The organism is Calderihabitans maritimus (assembly GCF_002207765.1).
Lineage (GTDB): Bacteria > Bacillota > KKC1 > Calderihabitantales > Calderihabitantaceae > Calderihabitans > Calderihabitans maritimus.
In genome coordinates this window covers 28,364-54,474 of sequence record NZ_BDGJ01000197.1, presented here as the reverse complement: position 1 = coordinate 54,474, position 26,111 = coordinate 28,364, and the positions used below count along the sequence as shown (strand labels likewise).

The window sequence follows — 26,111 nt, the reverse complement described above, 5'->3', positions numbered from 1 at the left end:
TTAGATGATATTAGAATTAATTTTCTGGTTACTAGTAGTTCTAATTATTTACATTTATCTAGGTTATCCTGTACTTATTTATATTTTAACCTTCTTTAAGAAGAGAACAATAAGACGAGATGATAGTTATTTACCGACTGTAACCCTTATTATATCAGCATATAACGAGGGTAAAGTTATTCGCTCCAAAATAGAGAATACGCTGCAGCTAAGGTATCCTAAAAACAAATTAGAAGTTTTAGTTGCTTCCGATGGTTCAACGGATGAGACGAATGAGATTGTAAGAGAGTTTGAGGCTGATGGTATTAAGTTGTTAGCATTTCCCGAAAACCGAGGCAAAACAATTACTCAAAACGAGGCTGTTAAGCATGCTAGTGGTGAAATTATCGTTTTTTCTGATGCTAATGCTATGTATGCTTCTGACGCTATCCATAAGCTGGTGAGAAATTTTGCGGACCCGAGGGTAGGTTGCGTTTGCGGTGAGTTGCGTTATAAGCGTGAGGAAGACAATGTTGCTGGACAGGGAGAGGGTCTGTACTGGCGTTACGAACAATTCTTGAAGTGTATAGAAAGTGCGTTGGGAAATGCTTTAGGAGCTAACGGATCTATTTATGCTTTACGTAAAGAACTTTATTATCCGTTACCAGCTGAGATAATTAGTGATTTTGTGGAGCCGCTAATGATTGTAGCACAGGGATATCGAACCGTTTATGAAGATGAGGCAATTTCTTATGAAGAACCGTCGTCAACTTACCAAGAAGAGTTCAAACGGAAGGTCAGAATTATTACCCGAAGTTTCAGGGGTTTACTTTACGTAAAACACATGCTCAACCCTTTCCGTTATGGCTTATTAGCCATCGGTTTATTAAGCCATAAGTTACTTAGGTGGTTAACTGGGTTCTTTTTACTGATCTTGTTAATCACTAATTTTCTTCTCGCTTTTGAAAACGGGTTTTATCAAGCCTCTCTAATTTTGCAATTAGCATTCTACCTGATAGCCTATTTGGGATATTCTAAGCGTTATACTTCTAAGTTCTTTATGATTCCTACTTATTTTTGCATGGTTAATTATGCTTCTGTTTTGGGAATTCTGAGGTTTTTCCATGGTGATAAAATGACTTCGTGGCAACCCGCTCGCAGATAAATCTATACTAGAAACTTACAGTTTGCTGTGTTGCGAAAGTGCGGTCATAATTGAAGGTGGGGAAATTTTATGAAAGTTAGAAAAGCGATTATTCCGGCAGCCGGTTTGGGAACTAGATTTTTACCTGCCACCAAAGCACAGCCTAAAGAGATGCTTCCAATAATAGACAAACCTGCCATACAATATATAGTGGAGGAGGCTGTTGCTTCCGGTATCGAGGACATCCTTATAATAACCGGCAGAAACAAGAGGGCGATTGAAGATCATTTTGATAAATCAGTTGAGCTGGAGCTGACTTTGAAAGAAAAAAACCATAAGAAACTGCTTGAGATGGTACAGGATATCTCGAACTTGGTAGACATTCACTATGTCAGGCAGAAAGAACCTAAGGGCTTGGGCCACGCAGTCTATTGTGCCCGCAAATTTGTAGGAAATGAGCCTTTCGCAGTACTCTTAGGTGACGATATTATCCATAGTAAGGTTCCCTGCTTGAAGCAAATGCTTCAATTGTATGATAAGTATCAGAGTACAATAATTGGAGTACAAGAAGTACCTGTGCAGGAAGTGCGTCGTTACGGTATAGTCAAACCTGTCCCTGTAGGTGAGAATCTGTATAAAGTGGACGACCTGATTGAAAAACCTACTCCGGAACAAGCACCTTCCACATTGGCCATTATGGGAAGATATATTATTGATCCTGCGATTTTTGACATCCTTCAAAACACTGAACCCGGCGCGGGCGGGGAAATCCAGCTTACCGACGCCCTGAGAAACTTACTCCGGCAACAGCCAATATACGCGTACGTTTTTGAGGGCAAAAGGTACGATGTAGGTGATAAGTTCGGTTATTTACAGGCGATTGTTGAATTTGCCTTGCAACGGGAGGAGATTAATGCACAATTTACATATTACTTAAAGAATCTTATTAGAGAACTGGGCACCTAACCCCCAAAATTAAGCACTTGTTGTACATACAACAGTTGCAGAACCTTGAAGCCTGGAAAGCTTATTTTCTTCAGTTCACTAATATGCATTCGAATCTTGACAGGCCTACCATTCATTGGTATACTGTTCAGCAGATGAACGTTCAATAAATGAACGGTGCTGTCTACCTGAGTAGCAAAGTTTGAGGTATGTACCATGAGTAACGAATATGAAATTTTAAGCCACCTGGAAAAAAATGAGGTTACTTCTCAGCGTAAGATCGCGAGAGGGACGGGCCTTTCGCTAGGTACCGTCAACCTTCTGCTAAAAAGAATGGTTCGGAAGGGCCTGGTTAAAATCGAGCGGCTTAATGCTAAAACCTTACGTTACATTATTACTCCAAAAGGAATGGCGGAAAAAACCAGGCTGGCTTACCAGTACATGAAAAATTCCTACCGGCAGATTGTAAAAATAAGCGAGGCTTTAGAACAGGTCCTGGAGGAAAGGAAATATCAGGGCCAGCATGATGAAGTGGTTTTTCTTGGGCCCCGGGATGAAATTCTGGAAATACTTAAAATCGCCGCCGGAAGACTTAACATAAAATATATAATCGCTGAAAGCTGGGAGGAACTGAAAGTAAAGCGAAACGGCACGGAGGACGTGCTGATTATCACGTGGATATCTTATTCTGATGAGAAGTTTTCTGCAGATGAAAATGTTATCAATATTCTTGAAAAGATCTAAGAGGCTGGTTCTATTATAACCGGGAAGAAGTGGCATTCAGGCGGCGGGTGGGAAAGGGCACCTAATGTTTCTGGGGTGTCTTGAATCTCGCGCCGCGGGATGGACAACCCCATATCTTTACGTGCTTTCGCCGGAACTTCCCGACCTGCAACCGGTCGGAACTGTCTCTGGTGCAATAATGTGCTGCCGAAACGATACCAGTGGCCATGGGAACTTGGACGGGGTATTGAACTGGCAGCGGAAGAAGAAAGCGACTGAAAATATAAGGAGGGCTTAATCAGGTGAAAAAAGTGGTGTCAAAGCAGGTGCCAGCAGAACCTAATCCGCCCTACGGGGGCGTGCTAAAAGAGCTTATAGCTGAACAGTCAAGAATAGCGGAACTGAAAAAGGAGGCAGTCTACCTTCCCTCATGGGATCTTACGCAGCGCCAGTTATGCGACCTAGAACTCCTACTTTGCGGAGCCTTTTCCCCGCTGGAAGGTTTTTTGTGCAGAGATGACTACGAAGCTGTATGCAGACAAATGCGGCTCACAGACGGTACCCTTTGGCCTATCCCCGTAACTCTTGATGTAACCGAACAATTTGCTTCTTCTCTTGATAAAGGGGATAAGATTGCCCTTCGCCATCCAGAAGGGATGGTTCTGGCCGTTATGACGGTTGAAGATGTATGGAAACCTGATCTGCACGCCGAGGCGGAGTGCGTTTATGGTACCGCAGACGAGGCCCATCCTGGTGTATTCCAGCTTTTCCGCCAAACAAATCCTGTGTACGTTGGAGGCTCTCTGGAAGGCCTTGAACTTCCTGTGCATCATACTTTCAAGAAACTGCGGCATACCCCTGCCGAACTCAGGAATATTTTTAAGAGTTTGGGTTGGGCACGGGTAGTAGGCTTTCAGACTCGCAATCCTATGCACAAGGCTCATGTGGAACTGACCAGACGCGCAATGGAGGAGGCGGGTGCAAGCCTCCTGATACATCCGGTCGTGGGGCGTACCAGCCCGGGTGATATCGACTATTTCACGCGAGCGCGCTGTTACCAGAGAATCATGAAATACTATCCGGAACAATCAGCAATGTTAAGTTTGCTGCCGCTGGCAATGAGGATGGCAGGTCCCCGGGAAGCGCTTTGGCATGCTATCATTCGTAAGAACTATGGTTGTACCCACTTTATCATAGGAAGAGATCACGCAGGCCCACGGCGCACGGATAACGGCGAAGCCTTTTATCCTCCCTATGCTGCCCGGGATCTTGCGCGGAAGCATGAGGATGAACTTGGTATTACGATTTTGACGTATGAGGAAATGGTTTATGTGGCGGATTTTGACAGGTACATGATGCGTTCCGAGCTACCTGAGAAAGCCAGATTCCTCACTCTTTCAGGCACTGAGCTTCGCCGGCGACTGCGGGAAGGACTTCCGATACCAGACTGGTTTTCCTATCCAGAAGTCATTAACGAGTTGCGTCGGGCATATCCTCCCAGGGCAGAGCAGGGATTTACTGTGTTTTTCACAGGACTTTCTGGCGCTGGGAAATCCACGATAGCGCAGATCTTGATGGCAAAACTGATGGAAGATGGGCACCGAAGGGTGACACTTCTGGATGGGGATATTGTTCGCAAGCATTTATCCAGTGAACTGGGCTTTTCTAAACGCGACCGGGATTTGAATATCAAGCGGATCGGGTTTGTGGCGAGCGAGATTACTAAAAATGGGGGTGTAGCTATCTGCGCGCCCATTGCTCCATACAGAGCTACGAGGCGGGAAGTACGCGAAATGGTCAGTCAGCACGGTGGATTCATAGAGGTATATGTGGCCACACCTCTAGAAGTATGTGAAGCAAGGGATAGGAAGGGCTTGTATGCCAAGGCGCGAGCCGGTCTCATTACTAATTTTACTGGCATTGATGACCCGTACGAACCACCGGAGAATGCAGAAGTAGTTGTTGACACGTCCAGGATTAGTGCGGAGGAAGCAGCAAACCAGATTCTGTCGTATCTGGAGAGTCAAGGATATATTGGCAACCAAGGCTAAGTTTGAAGCTTAGGCGGGACAGCAATCATAAGTTCAATTCAAACTCGGAAAGGTGTCGGCAAATGAACCTAGAGAAAGAATTGCATGTTGCAAAAGAACTTGCCATTGAAGCCGGACGAGCAATCATGGAAATTTATAACCAGGACTTTGAAGTGGAATGGAAAACAGACCTATCCCCACTGACAGCAGCAGACAAGAAATCAAACGAAATAATTGTGAGTAGACTGCTTGAAGCGTTTCCTCAATATGCTGTGCTATCGGAAGAGACCAAAGACGATAAATCAAGACTGGCCAACGACTGGTGCTGGATCATCGACCCCCTGGACGGCACCAAGGAATTCATCAAAAGAAACGGGGAATTCACCGTAAATATAGCACTGGCTTACAAACAAAAGGTAGTCCTGGGCGTCATTTATGTCCCGGCAAAAGGAGAATTGTACTATGCCGCAAGGGGAAATGGAGCCTACTACCAGAAAGACGGTTCAGTCAAAAGGCTGCAGGTTTCCCAAAGACGAAAAAACCCGAGACTTGTAATGAGCAGGTCACACGCATCGGACAGATTGCGTGAGCTAATAGAGAAGAATAATATCTCGGAGGTCAAGGAGGCAGGAAGCTCATTAAAGGGTTGTATGATAGCCAAAGGAGAAGCCGAAATATACTACCGCCTCAACCCTACCATGGAATGGGACACTGCCGCCATGCACTGTATCGTGGAAGAAGCAGGGGGAATATTCGAACAGCTTGACGGTACGGAGATGTTCTATAACAGGGAAAACAGCCTAAACGATAAGGGTTTTTATATCTTAAACACGAAGGAGAACAAACTGCTTTATATTTAGGCTGCTTTAAAGTAGCTATATAGATAGTCACAATGTGGATACAAACTAAATCCACTGCGAGGGGTACAAGTGTCTGAGGCCATATTCAGCATCGCAATCATAATTATAATGTTTGCCTTGCTTATTACCGATACCTACGAGCCGGTGATAATATATTTTGCAACTCTAACCGTACTGATTACAGCTGGGGTGATCACCGTAGAGGAAGCACTTGTGGGCTTTACCAATGAAGGCATGCTAACTATTGCCGCCCTTTTTATTATCGTGGGTGCGGTACAGAAAAGCGGCACCATCTTTAATTTTGTAAACAGGCTTTTCGGTAAAAACACCGGCGGCAGGAAATCACAACTGAAAGTAATGGTTCCGGTTACCTTACTCTCGGCCTTTATCAACAATACCCCTATAGTGGCCATGTTTATCCCGCTGGTAAGAAACTGGGCACTGGAACATAATGTTTCACCGTCTAAATACTTGATTCCCTTGTCGTACGCATCAATTTTTGGCGGCCTGCTGACACTGGTGGGTACTTCCACCAACCTTATTGTCAGCGGTCTGTTGGAGCAGTATGGCGAAAAGGGACTTGGGATGTTCGAGATAACTTATATCGGTCTGCCTTTGGCTGTGGCAGGTATCTTCTACCTGATGAACGTGGGCTACAAACTGCTTCCCGATAACGAAGACCTGCTGGAGTCGGTGAAAAAGAGACACCGCGAATACCTGGTGGAAATGACGGTCCAGCCCCACTGTAAGATCATCGGCAAAAGCGTAGAAAAGGCGGGACTAAGAAACCTCAAGGGACTTTTTCTGGTGGAGATAATCAGGCAGGGACAGTCAATTGCCCCTGTCACTCCCACAGAAAAGATACAAAGCGGGGACAGGCTGATCTTCACTGGACAGGTATCTACCATAGTCCAGCTGCAGAGTATTGACGGGCTAAAGTTAGAAACCAGTTCCGATGCTTATTTGGACAGATTCAAAAACGGGCAGGCCCAGATAGTGGAAGCCGTGGTTTCGGAATCCTTTCCCTTTCTGGGCAAGACAATCAAGGAAAGCAGCTTCCGTTCCAGATATGATGCCGCAGTGGTGGCAGTACTGCGAAATGGGGAAAGGATTAGGGATAAGATAGGTAATATCAAGCTCAGACCGGGAGATACCCTCTTGCTTTTAACAGGAAAATCGTTCATCAACCTGTGGGGTGCTTCTAAAGATTTTTATTTGATAAGTAAGGTTCAGGATTACGAACCACATAACGGCAAGGGAAACCTCGCTGTCATAGCCTTCGGCGCGATGATACTGCTTGCTACCTCGAACGTACTCCCCCTCCTGCATGCCGCTTTTCTGGCAGTGGCGGTACTTTTATTGAGCAAGAGCATTACGCTCAAGGAAGCCAGAAAAGCGGTGAACTGGAATGCGTTGTTTATAATTGCCCTTTCATTAGGTATCGGCAATGCCCTCACAGAAAGCGGGGCTGCCGACCTTATAGCCAACGCCCTGGTGTCACTGATGCAGGGCTTTGGCCCTCTGGGTTTGTTATTTGCGATATATTTGCTGACGAACATCCTTACAGAGATTATCGGGCACAGTGCGGCTGCAGTAATGGTTTTTCCGGTAGCACACTCGGGTGCCATGCAGATGGGGATCGACCCAAGGCCGTTAGCTATCGCTGTGGCAGTGGCTGCCTCGGCCAGCTTTGCCACACCTGTCGGCTACCAGACGAATTTAATGGTCTACGGCCCCGGCGGCTACAAGTTTAAAGACTTTCTCAGAGTGGGTTTACCGCTAAATCTGCTCTTTATGGTAATATCGGTAGCCGTGATACCATATATTTGGCCATTTTGAGTCGATTAAGTGGTATTTATTCAGGTAGTCGTTCAAGTTTTCTGACGCCTAAGTTGAGTTTTGATTCAATCTGAATCCTAAATTAACCTATTTTGTCTGTGTTCCAATTATGCCGTGAAAGGGTGAGAAAAGCGAGATTTGCGAGCTTATGAGCAAGCAAGACGGCTTCATTGAAGCATATGAGGCTCCCACTAGGTCTACAAAGAGCGAGACCGAAGGGCCTCTATATATGGCAAGTCCAGGGCTAATCAAAAACCCACCGGAATTTGACGATACCTGCGAGCTTCGGGAGAACCAGGAAATGGCGTTGGGCTCTTGAAAAGTAATGCAGAACAACCAGCGGATCAGATATTGTTCCATTGGGAGAGTGAAGTGTACATTGCCGACGAGACAGACTATGAAGTCTGGTATTAAAGCTAGACAAAGCCTCAAAAATTTAATCAAACTCATCCCTGGGAAACAAGACCAGGGCAAACTGTATACCCATCTCGTTACAAGTACGGTGGGCACTTTTACCCTTAAAGTAACTTCCACGGGATTAGCCTTTCTTACTAACCTTCTTCTGGCTCGTTTGCTGGGTGCAACAGGCTATGGCGCGTACGCTTATGCTATGGCCTGGGTTGGCTTATTAAGTGTCCCGGCAACCCTTGGGTTTCACCAGCTTTTGGTACGGAATGTCGCCATCTACCATGCTCAGGAGAACTGGAGCTTAATGCAAGGGTTGCTGCGTTTTTCAAACCGAGTTGTGTTGATAACCTCAATAGTTTTAATGGCAGCTGCCGCACCGATTGGTTGGGTCTTGTTTGGCTCTAAGAACGAATACGGTATGCTCCATGCCCTTTGGTTGGCCTTACTTATGCTACCGATAACAGCCCTTACCCAATTGCGCCAGTCAGCCTTGAGAGGACTTCACCAGATCATTCGAGGCCAACTGCCCGAGATGCTAATTCGGCCATTGCTTCTTGTCTCCTTCATCGCTAGTGCATATTTACTATTTCATCAATATCTCTCTGCGTTATTGGCGGTACTATTCAATGTGGTTGCGACGCTTATTGCTCTAGCTGTAGCATCCCACTGGTTAGGAAAGGTGCTTCCAGAAGAGGTCAAAACTGTCGAGCCAGAAACTCGAATATGGCCTTGGATCAGGAACGCCTTGCCGCTATTGCTAGTAGCTAGTATACAAATAATCAATTTCCAAATAGACTTTATACTTTTAGGAGCTTTTAAGGGGGCAGAACAGGTGGGTGTTTATGCTATCGTCAAACGAGTTACGGACATCATTGTCTTCGTTCTGTCGGCAGTTGAAGTAACAATTGCACCAAGTATAGCTAGCCTTTACGCAAGAGAACAAACCGTACAGCTACAACAAATGATTTCAAACACTGCTAAAATCATTCTTGCTGTGGCTGTACCTATTGTAGCCGTGCTGGTAGCATTTGGCAAATCGATACTTTCGTTATTTGGTTCAGATTTTATGAGTGGGCAATTAGCACTCGTGGTCCTTAGTGTCGGGCAGCTCATGAACGCCGGTTTTGGACCTGTAGGGCAATTGGCAATACACACCGGAAATGAAAATGGTACAGCCCTGATAGTTGGATTGGCGGCGCTCATGAATATTCTTTTAAATCTCCTTTTGATACCTAAATGGGGAGTCGTGGGCGCTGCTATGGCAACAGCAGTAAGCTTAGCGGTTTGGAACCTACTGCTAAGTGTTTTTGTATACAGGCGAACGGGTATCATTTCAGTTGCTTTTCATCCTAGATCTTTCTGGGGGGTAAGATGATGAGCGAAGATATACATCTGGGCACTGGTGAATACGAGCCGCAGAAATATTGGGAAGCGAGAGCCAAGTCAAGTCGGGGCAATGTTTACCAAGCCGTTTGTGCATTTGGACGGTCAGATGTAGAAAATGCGGCTATGGAAAAAGTTCAGGCTGCCCTTTTTACTTCAGTGTTAAAATCTATTGATCTAAGGAATTCCAATGTTATGGAATTGGGTTGTGGGGTGGGGCGTTGGGCTCCTCTCATTTTGAAGAGTGGTGCTTCATATGTGGGCGTTGACATATCAGGGTCTATGATCGAAATAGCCAGGAAGAGAGTACCCAATGGCCTGTTTTACAAACTTGACTCAGATAAGTTACCATTTCCTGATGGGCATTTTGATTTGGTGTTCTCCATTACCGTGCTACATCATAATTCATTTGAGCAGCAGTCAAGGATGATTGATGAAATGGTGAGGGTAACCAGACCGGGGGGAAACCTGCTGCTCATGGAAGCCGTAGCAAGAGAAATGAGACGTGTTTACTTCAACACTTTTGCGAGGCCAATTCATAACTGGGTTTCGGAGGTTGAACGGGATGGGCGGGCAGACCTCGTCAAAGTTAAAGTAGCTCGTTGGTGGCTATTGCGTGATGTATTATCCAGAATGTTCCAACCAGCTAAGAAGCTGGTTAATAAAACACCCGGGGCACAACATGTTAGGCTCGAACCGATGAAAAGCATGGTTCGCAACTTGATAGTGCGTATTGATGCAGCTATAGACATCTACCTCATGTGGCTGCTGCCAAAGCGATTTGCCACGCATGCAGCTATGCTTTTCAAAAAACGTTGATGGAGGCCGATATTCTATGAAAATCGCAGTTTGTTACCGTGAGGCTATACCTTTTAGTTTCAGGAATTACATAGAGAATGTCACGCGAGAACTGATACAGCTGGGTGTGGATATTACTCGTTTCAAAGAAGGTGATCCTTTGCCTCAAGAGGCCGATTTATATTGGGACCCGTTTTCTGGCCCATCCTACTCCTTAAAGAAGGTAAAGAAGCCACTTGTTGTCTCGCTCCTTGGCGACTACGGTTTAGGCATACCGGCGGAGGAATTTTACGGAAGTCACCCTCTGATTAGTTCATTGCTCAGATTTAAATTGAAGACAAGGCTCATGTACAGATGGTGGAGTTTTCGGAAGAGTTGCTCTGCCATTATTACCGTATCGGACTATTCTAAAGGGGTGGTAGAGAGACACTTAAGGCTAGACGGCAAAAAAGTTTTTCCGATTTATCACGGTGTCAATTCAGATATTTTCAGTCCGAGCAAAAGAAAAGTTGCCTCGGGTCCAGCGTATTTCTTGCACGTCTCCCAGTACGTCCCTCCGTTTCATCACATGAAGAATGTAAATAGAATTATCGAGGCCTATGCTCGTCTCTCACACGAAAGAAAACCGCGCCTGGTCCTGGTAATACCTGGGTATCCTTCAACAGAGATCAATGTCAAGGGAGTCGAATTGATACGCAGGTCAAAAACTTCTGATGAACTCGCAACACTGTATCAAGGAGCAGTCGGGTTCATTTTCCCCTCTCTACATGAAACATTTGGGATGCCTATCCTGGAAGCAATGGCTTGTGGATGTCCGGTCATTACCTCAAATGTTACTGCATGTCCCGAAGTAGCAGGAGACGCTGCCTTGCTGGTTAACCCTCGGTCTGTAGATGAAATCACACAAGCTATGCTACGTTTAGCAGAAGACAAGAGCTTGCGAGAAGAGTTGCGACAAAAAGGTTTGGCCAGAGCGAAAGAGTTTACGTGGCGCAAAAGCGCAGAAAAACACTTGGAGGTCTTCCGACAAGTCTGGAGGGGAAAATGAGTGGATGCTGATCGTATAAAGGTCATTTTTCTTGGGGGCTCTAGTCGGAGCGGGAGCACATTACTTGACCGCATGCTGGGGCAAGTTGACGGCTTCTTCTCATTGGGCGAAGTTTACCATATCTGGCAGAGAGGCTTTGCGGAAAATCAGCTTTGCGGATGTGGTAAACCTTTCAGGTCGTGTGAGTTTTGGAGCTCAGTGGTTGAAGAAGCGTTTGGTGGATTTGGCAAGATAGTTCCAGAAAGTGTTTTGAAGCTGCGTGGTACCGTGCAGCGCGTCAAGTACATTCCCTACTTAACCTTCCCAGCGTTGCGCCCCGCAAGCTATCAATCAAGACTTAGCAAGTACGTCGAGATTTGGAGCCGCCTTTACCATGCCATTCATAAAGTTTCAGGAGCCAGAGTTCTTATTGACTCTTCCAAGTCACCGACTCATGGTTTTGTCCTGAACACAATACCCGGTATTGATCTGCACGTAGTTCAACTTGTTCGCAATAGTTACGCTGTGGCGTTCTCTTGGCAGCGCAAGAAGCGCAGGCCTGAGGTACATTGGACGGAAGCTTACATGCCAAGACTTGGCGTCCTTAGGAGCGCTTGGGAATGGAATCTATCAAACGCTCTTGTTGAACTTCTGGGTGCTGCTGCGCCACATTACACGGTCGTTCACTACGAGGACCTGACCGGTTGGCCACGGCGGACGTTAAGAGAGCTTTTCACACGTTTGGGGATGGAACCCCCGGAACTTGGCTTTTTTACTGACGATCAAACGATTAACTTGGATGTCGATCATACAGTTTCCGGTAACCCTATTCGTTTTAAGCACGGTGTGATCCAGGTGCACCCAGATATGGAGTGGAAACAGAAAATGCCGGCTCACAAGCGCGTTGCTGTAACCGCTCTTACCTGGCCGCTTTTGATCCGCTATGGCTATCTTAAAGGAGCCCGGAGGTAAGGAAATGCGATTTTCTTTGGTATTGGCGACCGTTGACAGGACAGAGGAAGTCAAGCGGTTCTTAGAACACCTGGATAGGCAAACATACCGCGATTTTGAGCTGATTGTGGTGGACCAAAATCCGGATGACCGCTTGGAGGCCCTTTTACACCCCTACCGCGAGCGGTTTCGGATCCTTCATCTGCGCTCAGCTAAAGGACTATCCCGGGCCCGCAATGTGGGTTTGAAGTGTGTCGGTGGTGATATCATTGGGTTCCCCGATGACGACTGCTGGTATCCACCAAATTTGTTGGAGCGCGTGGCTGCTTACTTCTGTCAAAACCATCCCGGTTTAGATGGGGTTACGGGTCGTTGTGTAGATGAAAACGGGGAGCCTTCAGTTGGGCGCTGGGATTTAAAGTCGGGGTCGATCAATCGGTTTAACGTCTGGAATAGGGGAACGTCAGCTTCGCTATTCGTCAGGGTGGAAGTAGCCAGACAGATTGGGGCTTTTGATGAGGCTCTTGGGGCTGGAGCAGGTACCCCTTGGGGATCGGGCGAGGAAATAGATTACCTTCTGAGGGCTTTGGAAGCAGGCTTTCATCTCTACTATGAGCCTGGGCTGTTTGTTTACCATCCACAGCCTGTCAAACAGTACGATGTGAGAGCTGTTATTCGAGCGCGCAGTTACGGCGCTGGCATGGGTAGAGTCTTACGGAAACATAGTTATCCGATATGGTTTGTCGCTTACCAGTGGCTTCGATCAGCGGGGGGGATTTTTCTGTCTCTGGCAGCAGGGCGTTTCAACAAAGCCATTCACCATTGGGCAGCCTTGCAAGGGAAGTTCCTTGGTTGGATTGCAAGAGAGGGGTGAGGTCATGATTGAACAGGAAATAGCCAGAAAACTTCCTATGGCTCATGTTCTCGCTTTCCTTGTGGCAGTTGTGTTAGGGTTAGGCGTTGCCCTTTTATCTGTACAATTTGTAGAGGCTTTCATGACCCGGGGGGTCACTTATCTGCTCATCACTTTCTTGAGTCTATTGGTGTTTATACCAATAACACAACGACTTGCTCGGCATTCTTTGGATTTGGCCGAGCCGGGTATATGGTTTGCACTCTTTTATTTTGCCCACTTTGGGATGCGGGCGGTATATGACGTGAAGTTTGGGAGCCCTTTCCTCGGCTTCGGCCCGGGGGCGAAAGACCTTGGTCCAGTGAACACTGCCTTAGCTGTGAGCATTCTGGGTCTGCTATTCTTTTGGGCAGGTTATCACCATCGCGTTGGCCGTGCCCTTGCGCGCTCTCTTCCTGGGTTACCTCGTAGATGGAATAATCGTCTCGTTTTACCGGTTGCACTTTCTTGCGCTATTTTTGGCTGGGGGCTTCGGCTAGTTCTTATTTTTCAACAAACAGGAAATATAGGCGCATGGCTGGTAGCTAACAAGGATGTGCTAATGCGAAAGGCTTCAGGAATCACTTACTTAAACATTCTCTCTGGGCTAGCGACGGTTGCTTTGTTTGTGCTTTTTGTTGGAGCCATGAACAGCCATAAGCGAAGGTATTGGCTTTTGTTCAGCCTACTTCTCATGCCGGAGCTGGCGTTCCGGTTTATCAGCGGTTCTCGATCCCAATTGGTGTTTCTTTTGCTCAGTCTTTTGATTGCTTACTATATGACCTCCGAGCGCACTCATAAAGTCAGCGTTCGATTAATGCTTCCAGGGATTCTACTAGGCATGTTCTTTATTGTCCTTTTCCCGATCCTTTCTACCATACGGTTTCAGGGAATCGACGGCATTGGTTGGGCTTTTTCTGCCCCTGCTTTAAGAAACCCGACCACCCTATTAAGAGCTGTGGGCCATAGGCTTCATGGCCTTGATTCTCTCGCCTTGATTGTAGACCGCGTGCCGGACCAGGTTCCACATACCCTTGGCTCTGAACTGGGGCTCCTCGCAGTTGCCTGGATTCCCAGAAAACTTTGGCCTGAAAAGCCTGTTATCAGTATCGGGGAAATATTTAGAGAAAAACTTGTACCACCGGGACTCTACGGGGAAGGGACATCCGTCAGTGTCACCCTGCCAGGGGAATTTTACTGGGATTTGGGGCTTGTAGGTGTTATTATTGGGATGATGATTGTGGGAGTGTTATGGCGGTTTCTGTACGAATATCTGGTTCAGCCAAGGGGAAACCTTTCCAACGCACTGTTTGTCGCTGTTCTATTTCCATCGTTTGTTTCCCCCGTAGAGCAGACGCTTGTAAGCTTTTTTACTGCGCACCTATTTAAGTTTCTTATGCTCCTGCCCGTCGTTTTTATCCTTGCCCGAACAAAAAGAGTCGTTATGGAGGAGTAGCCCATGAACATCCTTGTACTCTCAGACGCTTTCTGGCCCGATCATACAGGTGGGATTAGTAAAAGCCTGTTATCTGAGGTGGAAGGACTTGTGACTCGAGGGCATCGAGTCGTTGTTGTTACCAGACGATTGAATCGAGATACCGCTTCCTATGAGGAAAGAGATGGTTACAAACTGTACCGTTACGCAAGCCCTTCCAAAGGAACAATCTTCTACCGACTATATCCTCTAGCCAGTCTTGTCCAAACGCCTAAGTTAGTTGCGCGGCTACATAAGAAATTTCTCTTTGATATAGCCTACGTCCATAACGCATTTCAGGCAGTTGGTATTTCACGATGCGGAGAGCAGGTACCTTATGTATATGTGTTCCATGCGCCCACTCCTCGCGAGATTGAAATCGAGGCTGCCAAGGGGAAATATGGTTGGAGCACACCTTTACTGAAACCGGTAAACCAATGGATTAAGGTGCAAGAACGCCAGGCTCTGGCTCAGGCCCGTGCGATAGTTGTACGGAGTGAATATATGAAAAAAGAAATGCACCAGTTTTATGGTGAAGTTGGGAAAGACAAGACCTTTCAGGTTCCCCTAGGAGTGGATACTCGACGTTTTTCATTTGTAGATGACCCTCGAGCCGTCCGTCGAGAGCTGGCACTTCCGCTAGATCGTCCTATTTTACTTTCCGTGAGACGTTTGGTGGCACGTATGGGGTTGGAAAACCTCATCACTGCCATGAGATATGTAGTGAAACAGATCCCTGACGCTTTGCTACTAATAGGTGGAAAGGGATATCTTGAAACCTCTCTCCGAGCACAAGTACGCCAGTTCCATCTTGAGTCCAACGTTCAGTTTCTTGGCTTTATCTCAGAGGAAAAGTTGCCAAAGTATTATCAAGCTGCTGATTTATTTGTGTTACCAACTACGATGCTAGAGGGCTTTGGGCTTTCCACAATCGAATCTCTAAGTTGTGGGACACCGGTCCTTGCGACACCGGTGGGCGCAAATCCTGAAGTGGTGGGACCCCTTGGTAGCGAGTTTCTGTGTAAGGATACTACTGCTGACTCTCTTGCTGAACGGATTATTTGGTGGCTTGACCGACGTGCATCGACTGAAGTCCGCCAGACTTGCCGAGAATATTGTGCGTCAAACTTTGATTTAGATACAATCACCGTTTTTTTGGAAAACATTTTTAATCAAGCGATCACACGAGAAGGTGTAACACGATAAGGGCCCAGATGGTAATGATAATCTATAAAGCTGATTTGGGCAAGAGTTTGAGTGTATTTTTGGGGAACACGTATAATGGCCGGTAGTGAAAGTGTGTTTTAAAGGAGAGTGTCAATGGTGCTGGTAAAAGTAATCATCATGGCTGGGGGCAAAGGCGAAAGATTCTGGCCCTATAGTAGGGTGGATAGGCCTAAGCAGTTCTTATCGGTTGTTGGTGGCAAAAGCTTGCTACAACAAACTGTTGCCCGAGCTGAGAAATTAGTAACTTTAGAAGATATTTATATAATTACCGGTGAAGAATATGTGCATATAGTTAAGGAGCAGATTTCACAGTTGCCGGTCCAAAATGTGATTGTAGAACCTGTCGGCAGGGATACCGCTCCTTGTATCGGTTTAGGTTACACATATTTAAGGGATGAACCAGGAAGTACAGTTATGTTAGTGCTACCGGCAGATCATCTGGTGATTAATGAGGAGCGTTTTTGCGCAGTGATGGAAAGGGCCGCAGAAGCTGCGTATCGAGAAAGAAAGTTGGTCACTATCGGTCTGCAGCCTACAAGGCCCGAGACAGGATATGGGTACATTCGATGTGGAGCACCGATTGCCGAATTAGACGGGGTACATGAAGTTTTACAGTTTACTGAGAAACCCGATGTAGAAACTGCCATTAAGTTTTTACAGAGCGGGGAGTATTTATGGAATAGCGGTATGTTCGCCTGGCGGCTGGACGTGATAAATGAGGCTTACAGAAGGTTTTTGCCGGAGATCTATACAGGGTTGAAGAAGATAGCTGAAGCTATAGGTACACGCAAGGAAAAAGAGGTATTGGAAAGGGTTTTTCCTACCTTACCCAGAATATCCGTGGATTACGGAATTATGGAAAAATCAGAGGATGTATTAGTGGTGCCGGGCGATTTTGGCTGGGATGACCTTGGGAGTTGGACTGCCTTGGAAAGAGTGGAAGATCCTGATGAAAACGGCAATATAGTATATGGTAACGCGCTTTTGGTCGATACCAGCCACTGTATTATACGCAGCAGCAACAAGGACAAGTTACTTGCTACCCTGGGTTTGGAAGGCGTGGTCGTGGTAGACACCGAAGATGTACTTTTGGTGGCTGACAAAAGCCGTACTGCCGATTTGAAAAAGCTTATTACTGAACTCAAAGAGCACGGGTTACACCGCTATTTGGCGAAGAGGCAATCGAGGGAAGAGGCTGTCAGTTTGGAGAGCGATGTTTTAGATTTAAAAGAAAGTGTGTTGGCTCAACTGGTGACGAAGGCTATAGAGGAAAACGCAGAAAAAATAAAGCAATTGGACAAGCCTTGGGGTAGAGAAATATGGTGGGCCGTTACCGAGGACTATGTAGGAAAGCTGATCGAAGTAAAGGCGGGGCATTCTCTTAGCCTCCAATACCACGAGGAAAAAAGGGAGAGTATGCTGTTTATTAAGGGATCTGGTGTCTTGGAATTGGACGGAAAGAAGTTTGCTATAAAAAGTGGGCTAATTGTTGATGTGCTACCTGGAATGGTTCATAGGGTCAATGCTGATACTGATGTTGCTTTTCTGGAAGTTTCCACACCGCAAACTGACGATGTGGTCCGGTTGGAAGATCATTACGGGCGTGCGGGAAAAGCACTGCCGGGGAGTTAGGGAGGAACGTTATGCGAGCATCAGTATTCAAGGCTTATGATATCAGGGGTAAGGCGGATGAGGACTTTACTAATGAAGAAGTATTGCGATTAGGTAAAGCCCTGGGCACATATTTTATCCAACAAGGGTTCCGGCGGGTTATTGTGGGCAGGGACAACAGGCTTCACTCCCCGCGGTTAAGAGAGGCCGTTGTGGACGGGCTCGTTAGCTGTGGTTGCCAGGTGTTTGACATTGGTGAAACAATTACACCGGTGTTTTACTTTGCCCATCAGCTTTATGATGTACAAGCCGGTGTTATGATCACAGCCAGCCATAATCCTCCAGAAGATAACGGTTTTAAGGTTTATGCAGGCGATAGCACTATTTATGGGGAAGAGATTCAAAAAATAAGGCGACTTTTTGAAGCAGGCGAATTTATTGCAGGAAATGGGCAGGTAGAGGAACGGAATCCCCGGGAAGAGTATTTGGAATACATAGCATCCAGGGTACGTTTGGGAAAACCTCTGAAGGTAGTAGTTGACTGCGGTAATGGTACCGCTGGGCCCTGGGCTCCCGCTCTTTATAAAAAGATGGGCTGCCAGGTGATTGATTTGTACTGCGACTCCGATCCTAGTTTTCCCAATCACCATCCCGATCCCACGGTAACGGAGAACCTCGAGACCTTGCGGGAAAAAGTGCTTGAGGAAAGAGCGGATCTGGGGCTGGCCTTTGATGGAGACGGTGACAGGCTGGGTGTAATAGACGATAAAGGTAAAATTATCTGGGGAGATATGCTTCAGATTCTTTTCTGGCGGGAGATACTGCTCAAGTATCCCGGGGCTGAGGCCATCATTGAGGTTAAATGCAGCCAGGCACTGGTGGAAGAAGTTAAGCGGCTAGGGGGTAAGCCATTCTTCTACAAGACGGGACATTCATTAATCAAGGCCAAAATGAAAGAAATCGGTGCAGTGTTTACGGGGGAGATGTCGGGACACATCTTTTTTGCGGATGAGTACTTTGGCTATGATGATGCCCTTTACGCCGGGGCAAGGCTACTGCGGATTTTATCTGAGAGCGATAAGCCACTGTCGGAACTGCTGTCCGACGTACCCAGGTATTATGCAACAACTGAAACAAGAATTGGATGTGCGGAAGAAGCGAAGGGAAGAGTTATTGAAAGCTTAAAGTCGTATTTCCGTAATAAAGGTTACGACATAATTGATGTTGATGGAGTGAGAGTACAGTTTCCGGAAGGCTGGGGACTGGTGCGGGCATCTAATACCCAGCCAGTATTGGTGGCTAGATGTGAAGGCAAAAGTTTGAATGCCTTAAAAGAGATAGCTGGCGAAATGAAACAAGCTCTATCTGGTATGTCCGAAGTAGAACCATTTGATTGGGAGATAGTAGATTGAGTTAAGTCATGTTTTGATCTCCGGGGTGAATTTATGTCTACAGTAATGGTAACCGGTGGAGCAGGCTTTATAGGTTCCCAAATAGTTGATTGTTGCGTCGAGAAAGGGTTTAAAATAGTTGTCGTGGTTTAAGAAGCTAAGGAAGGCTTTACGCCACAGCCTTCCTTCTTTTCTTTTGCAGGAGTTTTTCAGGGCAATGGCGAATATGGAGGCAGATGCTTGTGCCTTTGGGAACTTTCAGAAGGGATGGTACCGGGGATGAAAGAAAGGATTAAGCAGAGGATTTTAGATAGAACAGCTAAGATAGGTGTAGTAGGAATTGGATACGTAGGATTACCTCTGGCGGTGGAAAAGGGCAAGGTAGGGTATGATGTAGTTGGTATTGATGAAAATCCCAAACGGGTAGCTATGATAAACCGCGGGGAGAATTATATAGGCGATGTGAAGGACGAGGAACTGCGGGAGCTGGTAGAAAGGGGTAAGCTGAGGTCGACCGGTGATTTTAGTGTTTTGACTGACTGCGATGTGATTATTATCTGTGTTCCCACGCCGTTGACGGAAAACAAGGATCCTGACATATCCTATATTATAAACGTTACGGAGCAGATTTCGAAGTACCTGCGACCGGGGCAGATGGTTTCTCTGGAGAGCACAACCTACCCAGGAACTACGGAGGAAGTGGTTCTTCCTCTGCTGGAGAAGTCGGGCCTGAAGGTTGGAAAGGACTTTTTCCTGGCCTATTCGCCGGAAAGGGTTGACCCCGGAAACAAGCGCTATACCACCAGGAATACCTCCAAGGTGGTAGGCGGTGTCACCGAAGCCTGCCTGGAAGTTGCCGTTACCTTTTACCAGCAAACCATCATCAATGTCGTTCCCGTTTCTTCGCCCAGGGTGGCGGAAATGACCAAGGTTTTTGAAAACACTTACCGGGCAGTGAACATCGCCCTGGTCAATGAATTGGCTCTGCTCTGCCACCGCATGGGCATTGATGTCTGGGAAGTGGTGGATGCTGCGTCTACCAAACCCTTTGGCATCCAGACGTTTTATCCCGGGCCGGGAGTGGGGGGACACTGTATCCCCATCGACCCTTTCTACCTTACCTGGAAAGCCCGGCAATACGACTTCCATACCCGGTTTATTGAACTGGCTGCGGAGATAAATAATTACATGCCCTATTTTGTTTTGGAGAAGACCATTGATGCTCTTAACCGGGTACGTAAGAGCTTGAATGGCTCTGATATTCTGGTGGTAGGGGTAGCATATAAGAAAGATATTGATGACGTAAGAGAATCAACGGCCATCAAGTTAATCAATCTGTTAAGGGAGAAGGGAGCCCGGGTGGTTTACCATGATCCCTATGTTCCTGAGGTCAAGCCTCGCGGGAGCTGCCGGCTGGATATGAAATCGGTGCCTTTAAATGAGGAAACGCTAGGAAGGGCTGACTGTGTGATTATCCATACCGACCACAGTTGTATTGATTATGAGTGGCTGGTGGAAAAGGCCCGCCTGGTGGTGGATACGCGAAATGCGACTAAGCAAGTCAAGCAGGGTAAGGGAAAAATCATTAAATTATGATCATTAGGTTAGGTGTGACATTCTTTTTATTAGAATTTGATATTTACACAATAGTGACTTGTTTAAATCACCAGGCGAAGTTCTCCATGTTATTTTGGTCTTACCTTTAAATCAACATTTAATAGGGTGAGGAAGGGAATAATCATGCCCGAGCGACTCAAAATTCTGTTTTTACCAAGCTGGTATCCCTCGGCACGAAATTCAGTAGCGGGTATCTTTGTCAGAGATCATGCTAAAGCAGTAAATCTATATAACGACGTGGTAGTACTCTATAGCGAAGGTGTTACTCCTTTACGAAGGAAGTTATACGAAATCGCTGAGAACAACGAGGAGGGTATCCGTACTCTACGTATCCGTTATCGCAAGTCGCTTATTCCTAAGACATCTTATTTTATCTACCTTTTCGTGATATTCAGGGCTTTCCGTAAATTGTTGCGAGACGGGTTTAAGCCCGATGTGATTCATGCCCATGTTTACTCTGCAGGTGTACCTGCTATACTTTTAGGCAAGAGATATAATATTCCTGTGGTTATTTCAGAACATTTTTCTGGATTTGCACGTAAATCATTGGGATGTCTTGAAAAGACGAAGGCAAAGTTCGTTTTTGAAAACGCTGACCTAGTCTGTCCTGTGAGTATAGATCTTAAAAAGCATATTAAGAACTATGGGATACGGGCGCGTTTCCGCGTAGTTCCTAACACTGTAGATATGTCAATCTTTTCTGTAGCGGAAAGTGCTCGTACCAAAAGAGATAAGGAAGATCTCAGGAAACGAATGCTCGTAGTGGCGTTATTGGATTCCAAAAAAGGAGTTCCTTACCTTCTGGAAGCCATTGCGCAGCTTAGAGTAGAACGCGATGATTTTATTCTGGATATTGTAGGGGATGGACCTAATCGCAAGGAATATGAGGAACTAGCTAACAGTTTAGGTTTAGCTGATATCGTGTATTTCCACGGAACAAAAAAGAAGGAAGAAGTCGCTGAGTTCATGAAGCAATGTGATTTCTTTGTATTACCAAGCTTGTATGAAACCTTTGGAGTGGTGTTAATCGAAGCGTTAGCCTGTGGGAAACCAGTAGTTACTACCAATGTTGGGGGTCCAAACGAAATCGTCACAAGCGAAGTAGGAAAGCTTGTTCCCCCGGGTAATAGTAAATCCTTGGCCAAAGCTATTGATTACATGCTAGATCATTACCAGAAATATCATCCTGAAAAAATTACCAGGTATGCCCGGAACCGTTACAGTTACGAAGCCATCGGGAGAGAATGGGACAATGTTTACAGAAATGTGTTGAGGAGTTAAGCGAAAACCATCCGGTTCGTTTTTATTTGATTTTATAGGTTTCTTGGAAAGCAGTATGTTTGAATTAAGAGAGGGATGACCGCTTGAAAGAAGCAAAAAGTGACAATGTCGGCAGAGGAAGATTTTTCAAAGGTGTTGTTATCACTTTTGCTAGCCGTTTATTAAACCTTGGGTTTGGGGTAATCTCTTCCGTCTTAATTGCCCGGGCTTTAGGTCCGGAAGATAAAGGTATTTATACTCTTACTGTCTTACTTCCCTCATTGTTAGTGACTTTTATGAACTTAGGTGTCGGACCGGCAACAACCTTTTATACCGCCAGGAAGTCTTATTCTCTAAAAGAAATCTTGGGTAACAATGTTATACTAGCTCTAGCTCTAAGCATGGCGGGATATTTTTTGGGTCTCATTATGATATTGTATTTTAGATATCAGCTATTTCCTGGGGTTGCAGTGGGATACCTTTTGCTTGCTTTAGCGCTGATTCCAGGCAACTTATTTTTTTCCTATCTTCACAACATGTTGCTAGGAACCAACCGGGTAAGAGATTATAATGTCGTTGTACTTTTACAAGCGATCCTTTTTTTAGGGTTAATTTTTATCTTTTTATGGGCTTTACGTATAAAGATCTGGGGAGCCTTACTGGCAGCAGTTATCTCCTGGGGACTAGTAGATCTTGTCTTGTACTTCCGGGTTAAGAAGATATGTGGGGGTGTTTCATTTCGTTTTAACTCTTCGTATTTGGTAAGGGCTATCAAATACGGCCTCCAAGCTCATTTATCCAACATAATTGCATTTTTGAACTATCGGGTAGACATGTTTTTAGTACACGGCTTTATGGGTCCTTCTGCGGTAGGTTTTTATTCTGTTGGAGTAGGATTAGCCGAGAAGTTGTGGCTGGTTTCTCAATCAGCAGCCACAGTGCTTTTCCCTAGGGTAGCCTCTAAGATTGACAATTTAAAAAACGATTCGTTCACCCCGTTAGTGGCCCGGACTGTTCTCTGGATAACTGCAATGGTGGCATTTGTGCTGATGCTATTCAGCCAATCGATTGTAGTCTTACTTTACTCTCAGGCTTTTTTGCCAGCCGTCCGCCCATTACAGGCCCTTCTGGTAGGGATAATAGCTTTAGGAGTCGCCAGAATACTGGCCAACGATATTGCCGGGCGTGGTTTACCAATATTTAACATGTACGTAGACGTTATCGGGTTGATAACTAACGTTGCCCTCAATGTCTTATGGATACCTAAATACGGAATTACAGGGGCTGCCTGGGCGTCAACTGTATCTTACACCGTGGCACTTTTCGTTCGTCTCTTGGTGTATTGCCGTCTATCGAATAATTCGCTCAAAGACGTTCTCATTCCTAAGCGGTCAGATTGGGTGCTATACTGGCAAATGGGTGCGGAAGTGGGACATTGGATAAGGGACAAAGTGAGGGTTGTGTTATGATAGGAAGAAATAGGAAAGCGTCAGAGACGAAAAAAAGGGTCTTAATTATCTCCGCTTTGGATTGTTGGTCTATGGGTCAAAACAAAGGAGCACCGAGCCTATGGGAGACCCTTAAGGGTTACGCCGAACGAGGTTGGGATGTCTATTTTATTACAGGCAATAATAGAGAAGAAAATGCAAATACGAATATAGAGCCCAATATTTATGTTATCCGCTTCGATACACCTTGGCTAAAAAGGTTGATGCCTATAAAAAAACTAGGCTTTTTCGCCAGAATTGTATGGTGGTTATGGTTTCAGACAAAAGTTCTCTTTAAGGCTCTACGGTTACATTCTAAGCACCCGATTGATCTGGTTTACGGGTATGAAATCCATGGCGTTCCTATCGCTAAGTTGCTATCTAAACTGTGGGGAGTACCTGTTGTCTCTCGGTTTCAAGGTACAAGCCTTGGATTATATTGGATGAAGAAGAAGTTTTGGATGCTTAGGGCATGGGACCATGTTCTTGGTTTGAAGATACCCACTGATTTAGTTATTATGACAAACGACGGTACTCAAGGGAACCGGGTCCTTGAACAACTTGGAGTTAAAACGGATCGAGTGAGGTTTTGGATTAATGGTGTGGATTGGGAGTTGTTCGAAGTTATGCCGGATAAGGATGAGGCTAGAAGAAATCTTGGCATCGATAGAAAGTGGGTCTTGTTAACCGTAAGTCGTTTGATAGGTTGGAAAAGGGTTGAACGTAGTATACGAGCTTTACCTGAAGTGGTTAAAGAATATAGCGATGTGATTTTAATAGTCGTGGGAGATGGTCCTGAACGGGCGTACCTGGAGAAGCTTACAAAGGAACTGGGCATGGAGAACCATGTTCGATTTGAAGGAGCAGTAGGTCGTAAGGAGATTCCCAAGTACTTTGCTGCAGCCGATATTTTTCTTTCGTTATATGATTGGTCTAACGTAGGAAATCCTTTATTGGAAGCAATGATGGCAGGAAAATGCATTGTTACCTTGAATAATGGTGATACTGGAAAGTTTATCGAAAACGGTTACAACGGTGTACTTCTTGAGTATGAAGAATTACAAAAACTCCCCGAAGTAATCAAACGGCTCCTAGCGGACGAGGGATGTCGAAAGCAACTAGGCAAAAATGCACGAAGGTTTGCCAAGGAGTATTTTTGGACGTGGCAGGAGCGAATGGATGCAGAGGTTAAAGAGGTATCAAACCTTATAAAACAATGGGAGAGGCGAAAAATTGGTTAAGTAAAAAAGTGGCTCATTACCTAGTTGTTTAACGACGGTATGGTAGACACCCTTAAGCTGATAAAACTGGTAGAGCGTGGTGTAACATCGAGATATAGATCAGACTTAAACAGGGGTGTGATTATGCGAGAACTGGGTTTTGGCATTATAGGTTGTAGCAGAATAGCTGCCAAACATGCGGAAGCTCTGGCTCATATTGAACAGGCTCAGTTGGTTGCGGTTATGGATATAGATGAAGCAAGGGCAAAAGAGTATGCGGAAGCCTACGGTTGTGAGTATTATACGAAGCTGGACGATATTTTGGGCAGGCCTGATATTCAGGTGGTGAATATCTGCACTCCTAACGGGCTGCATGCAGAGCAGGGGATTAAGGCGGCCAGGGCAGGGAAGCATATCCTGGTGGAAAAACCGGTGGCGCTTACGTTGGAGAGTGCCGATGCCCTCATAGAGGCCTGCGAGCAGGAGGGAGTCAAGCTGGGGGTGGTTCATCAGAACCGCTTTCTCCCCCCGGTGTTGAAGGCCCGGGAAGCCCTGGAAAGGGGTCGCTTTGGTAGGCTGACCCACGGGCAGGCCACCGTGCGCTGGAACCGCAACCAGGAGTACTACGACCAGGCGGATTGGCGGGGCACCCGGGAAATGGACGGGGGGATGCTGTTGAATCAGGCCATCCATAACCTGGATTTGCTACAATGGTTTATGGGGCCGGTCGAGTCGGTGTTTGGTTATGCCGGTACTAAGGTCCGGAATATAGAGACCGAAGATGTGGCGGTGGCGGTGGTGAGATTTGACAGCGGGGCTTTTGGTGTGATTGAAGCGGCTACCACCATATATCCTAAGAACTTGGAAGAGAGACTCAGCATTTTTGGGGAAACGGGGACGGTGGTTATCGGCGGAACAGCCCTGAGTCGAGTTGAGGCCTGGGAGTTTCCGGGCGGCGAGGAGGAAAGGGAAAAGCTGGTGGGGCAGGGGCTGGAACTGCCGAGATATTACGGTCACCAGCAGGTTATTTTAGACATGATAGATGCCGTAAGAAATGACAGGCGGCCGGCGGTGGACGGCAGAGAAGCCAGAAAAGTGCTGGAACTTATCTTGGCCATCTATGAATCCAGTAAAACAGGACGGGAAGTGAAGCTGCGGTGAGTAATTTTGTTCATGAGACCGCCCGGCTGGGGAAGAACTGTCGGCTGGGCTTTAATGTGGTGATCATGGAAAATGTGGAAATAGGCGACAATGTGGTAATCGGCCACAATGTAGTGATTCACGCGGGGACCAGAGTGGGCGCAGGAACCGAGATTGGGGATAATGCCGTGTTGGGCCGCAGGCCGAAGCTGGCCCCAACCAGTACCGTGAGACTGGAGGGAGATTCGCCGCCGCTGGTGATAGGTGAGTCCTGTATTATTGGTACCTCAGCAGTTTTGTATGCCGGTACTACACTGGGAAACCATGTGGTGGTGGCCGATATGGCTTCGGTCAGGGAAAACTGCCGGATTGGCGATTACGTGGTTATCGGCCGGGGGGTAGCGGTGGAAAATCAGGTGAGAATAGGCTCCTACACGAAGATACAGACCAATGCGTATATTACGGCGGGTGTGGTTATTGAAGACCACGTTTTTATTGCCCCGATGGTTACTACTACTAACGATAACTATATGGGCAGGACGGAAAAACGGCTTACGGAAAAGAAGGGGGCTTACATAAAGAGGGGGGCCAGGGTGGGCGGCAATTCCATTCTGGTGCCGGGTGTGGTAGTTGGTGAGGAAGCTTATGTAGCGGCGGGAGCTGTGGTTACCAAGGATGTTCCGCCGGGGAAGATGGTGAAGGGAG

At 46.3% G+C, this 26,111-nt stretch carries 22 protein-coding genes; all 22 read left to right on the top strand.

Annotated features, from left to right (window positions below; all coding sequences use genetic code 11):
- Positions 1–4: 4 nt before the first annotated feature.
- Positions 5–1,144 carry a glycosyltransferase family 2 protein gene (locus KKC1_RS14115; protein WP_088555062.1) on the top strand — a complete coding sequence of 380 codons (1,140 nt, stop codon included), beginning with the start codon at positions 5–7 and terminating at the stop codon, positions 1,142–1,144.
- Between the two features lie 69 nt (positions 1,145–1,213).
- The gene (gene galU / locus KKC1_RS14110; RefSeq protein WP_088555061.1) at positions 1,214–2,089 is read left to right on the top strand and encodes a UTP--glucose-1-phosphate uridylyltransferase GalU; all 876 of its coding nucleotides are present in this window, start codon (positions 1,214–1,216) and stop codon (positions 2,087–2,089) included.
- Between the two features lie 195 nt (positions 2,090–2,284).
- Positions 2,285–2,812: a winged helix-turn-helix transcriptional regulator gene (locus KKC1_RS14100; protein ID WP_088555059.1), complete on the top strand. Its 528-nt coding sequence runs from the start codon at positions 2,285–2,287 to the stop codon at positions 2,810–2,812.
- Between the two features lie 290 nt (positions 2,813–3,102).
- Positions 3,103–4,842 carry a bifunctional sulfate adenylyltransferase/adenylylsulfate kinase gene (locus tag KKC1_RS14095; RefSeq protein WP_368731576.1) on the top strand — a complete coding sequence of 580 codons (1,740 nt, stop codon included), beginning with the start codon at positions 3,103–3,105 and terminating at the stop codon, positions 4,840–4,842.
- A 62-nt stretch (positions 4,843–4,904) separates the two neighbouring features.
- Positions 4,905–5,681 (top strand): 3'(2'),5'-bisphosphate nucleotidase CysQ, encoded by a 777-nt coding sequence (gene cysQ / locus KKC1_RS14090; RefSeq protein WP_088555058.1) that lies wholly within the window; start codon positions 4,905–4,907, stop codon positions 5,679–5,681.
- Positions 5,682–5,750: 69 nt separating this feature from the next.
- Complete coding sequence (locus tag KKC1_RS14085; RefSeq protein WP_202820101.1) at positions 5,751–7,520, top strand: SLC13 family permease; 1,770 nt, start codon at positions 5,751–5,753, stop codon at positions 7,518–7,520.
- A gap of 397 nt (positions 7,521–7,917) precedes the next feature.
- Complete coding sequence (locus tag KKC1_RS14080; protein ID WP_192868267.1) at positions 7,918–9,303, top strand: flippase; 1,386 nt, start codon at positions 7,918–7,920, stop codon at positions 9,301–9,303.
- On the top strand, positions 9,303–10,130 hold the full coding sequence (locus tag KKC1_RS14075) for a class I SAM-dependent methyltransferase (protein ID WP_192868266.1): 828 nt from the start codon (positions 9,303–9,305) through the stop codon (positions 10,128–10,130). Before KKC1_RS14080 ends, KKC1_RS14075 begins: the two co-directional genes overlap by 1 nt.
- Positions 10,131–10,146: 16 nt before the next feature.
- A complete protein-coding gene (locus tag KKC1_RS14070; RefSeq protein ID WP_192868265.1) occupies positions 10,147–11,157 on the top strand; it encodes a glycosyltransferase family 4 protein in 1,011 nt (336 codons plus the stop codon).
- Positions 11,158–12,108 (top strand): sulfotransferase, encoded by a 951-nt coding sequence (locus KKC1_RS14065; protein WP_088555054.1) that lies wholly within the window; start codon positions 11,158–11,160, stop codon positions 12,106–12,108.
- A 4-nt stretch (positions 12,109–12,112) separates the two neighbouring features.
- Positions 12,113–12,961 (top strand): glycosyltransferase family 2 protein, encoded by an 849-nt coding sequence (locus KKC1_RS14060; RefSeq protein ID WP_088555053.1) that lies wholly within the window; start codon positions 12,113–12,115, stop codon positions 12,959–12,961.
- Between the two features lie 4 nt (positions 12,962–12,965).
- Complete coding sequence (locus tag KKC1_RS14055; RefSeq protein ID WP_088555052.1) at positions 12,966–14,435, top strand: O-antigen polymerase; 1,470 nt, start codon at positions 12,966–12,968, stop codon at positions 14,433–14,435.
- Between the two features lie 3 nt (positions 14,436–14,438).
- Entirely contained in the window at positions 14,439–15,659 is a 1,221-nt protein-coding gene (locus KKC1_RS14050; protein WP_088555051.1) for a glycosyltransferase family 4 protein, read from the top strand.
- 114 nt (positions 15,660–15,773) lie between these two features.
- Complete coding sequence (locus KKC1_RS14045) at positions 15,774–17,312, top strand: mannose-1-phosphate guanylyltransferase (protein WP_088555050.1); 1,539 nt, start codon at positions 15,774–15,776, stop codon at positions 17,310–17,312.
- A gap of 11 nt (positions 17,313–17,323) precedes the next feature.
- Entirely contained in the window at positions 17,324–18,703 is a 1,380-nt protein-coding gene (locus KKC1_RS14040; protein ID WP_088555049.1) for a phosphomannomutase/phosphoglucomutase, read from the top strand.
- Between the two features lie 33 nt (positions 18,704–18,736).
- Positions 18,737–18,835, top strand: coding sequence for an NAD-dependent epimerase/dehydratase family protein (locus KKC1_RS15880; RefSeq protein WP_143288773.1), 99 nt, complete (start codon positions 18,737–18,739; stop codon positions 18,833–18,835).
- Positions 18,836–18,949: 114 nt separating this feature from the next.
- Positions 18,950–20,278 carry a nucleotide sugar dehydrogenase gene (locus KKC1_RS14035; RefSeq protein WP_088555115.1) on the top strand — a complete coding sequence of 443 codons (1,329 nt, stop codon included), beginning with the start codon at positions 18,950–18,952 and terminating at the stop codon, positions 20,276–20,278.
- Between the two features lie 144 nt (positions 20,279–20,422).
- The gene (locus KKC1_RS14030; protein ID WP_088555048.1) at positions 20,423–21,580 is read left to right on the top strand and encodes a glycosyltransferase; all 1,158 of its coding nucleotides are present in this window, start codon (positions 20,423–20,425) and stop codon (positions 21,578–21,580) included.
- A gap of 83 nt (positions 21,581–21,663) precedes the next feature.
- On the top strand, positions 21,664–23,028 hold the full coding sequence (locus KKC1_RS14025) for a flippase (protein WP_088555047.1): 1,365 nt from the start codon (positions 21,664–21,666) through the stop codon (positions 23,026–23,028).
- Positions 23,029–23,489: 461 nt separating this feature from the next.
- The gene (locus tag KKC1_RS17665; protein ID WP_368731575.1) at positions 23,490–24,287 is read left to right on the top strand and encodes a glycosyltransferase family 4 protein; all 798 of its coding nucleotides are present in this window, start codon (positions 23,490–23,492) and stop codon (positions 24,285–24,287) included.
- Positions 24,288–24,410: 123 nt separating this feature from the next.
- Positions 24,411–25,427, top strand: a complete 1,017-nt coding sequence (locus tag KKC1_RS14015; protein WP_192868262.1) for a Gfo/Idh/MocA family protein — start codon at positions 24,411–24,413, stop codon at positions 25,425–25,427.
- A partial coding sequence (locus KKC1_RS14010) for an N-acetyltransferase (protein ID WP_192868261.1) occupies positions 25,424–26,111 on the top strand: 688 nt, incomplete at its 3' end. The genes KKC1_RS14015 and KKC1_RS14010, both read left to right, overlap by 4 nt.

Coding starts and splice junctions, on each gene's coding strand:
- KKC1_RS14100 (WP_088555059.1), top strand. CDS start 2,285: ATGAGTAACGAATATGAAATTTTAAGCCACCTGGAAAAAAATGAGGTT.
- KKC1_RS14070 (WP_192868265.1), top strand. CDS start 10,147: ATGAAAATCGCAGTTTGTTACCGTGAGGCTATACCTTTTAGTTTCAGG.
- KKC1_RS14045 (WP_088555050.1), top strand. CDS start 15,774: ATGGTGCTGGTAAAAGTAATCATCATGGCTGGGGGCAAAGGCGAAAGA.
- KKC1_RS14040 (WP_088555049.1), top strand. CDS start 17,324: ATGCGAGCATCAGTATTCAAGGCTTATGATATCAGGGGTAAGGCGGAT.
- KKC1_RS14080 (WP_192868267.1), top strand. CDS start 7,918: ATGAAGTCTGGTATTAAAGCTAGACAAAGCCTCAAAAATTTAATCAAA.
- galU (WP_088555061.1), top strand. CDS start 1,214: ATGAAAGTTAGAAAAGCGATTATTCCGGCAGCCGGTTTGGGAACTAGA.
- KKC1_RS14035 (WP_088555115.1), top strand. CDS start 18,950: ATGGTACCGGGGATGAAAGAAAGGATTAAGCAGAGGATTTTAGATAGA.
- cysQ (WP_088555058.1), top strand. CDS start 4,905: ATGAACCTAGAGAAAGAATTGCATGTTGCAAAAGAACTTGCCATTGAA.
- KKC1_RS17665 (WP_368731575.1), top strand. CDS start 23,490: ATGAAGAAGAAGTTTTGGATGCTTAGGGCATGGGACCATGTTCTTGGT.
- KKC1_RS14115 (WP_088555062.1), top strand. CDS start 5: ATGATATTAGAATTAATTTTCTGGTTACTAGTAGTTCTAATTATTTAC.
- KKC1_RS14060 (WP_088555053.1), top strand. CDS start 12,113: ATGCGATTTTCTTTGGTATTGGCGACCGTTGACAGGACAGAGGAAGTC.
- KKC1_RS14075 (WP_192868266.1), top strand. CDS start 9,303: ATGAGCGAAGATATACATCTGGGCACTGGTGAATACGAGCCGCAGAAA.
- KKC1_RS15880 (WP_143288773.1), top strand. CDS start 18,737: ATGTCTACAGTAATGGTAACCGGTGGAGCAGGCTTTATAGGTTCCCAA.
- KKC1_RS14030 (WP_088555048.1), top strand. CDS start 20,423: ATGCCCGAGCGACTCAAAATTCTGTTTTTACCAAGCTGGTATCCCTCG.
- KKC1_RS14015 (WP_192868262.1), top strand. CDS start 24,411: ATGCGAGAACTGGGTTTTGGCATTATAGGTTGTAGCAGAATAGCTGCC.
- KKC1_RS14055 (WP_088555052.1), top strand. CDS start 12,966: ATGATTGAACAGGAAATAGCCAGAAAACTTCCTATGGCTCATGTTCTC.
- KKC1_RS14050 (WP_088555051.1), top strand. CDS start 14,439: ATGAACATCCTTGTACTCTCAGACGCTTTCTGGCCCGATCATACAGGT.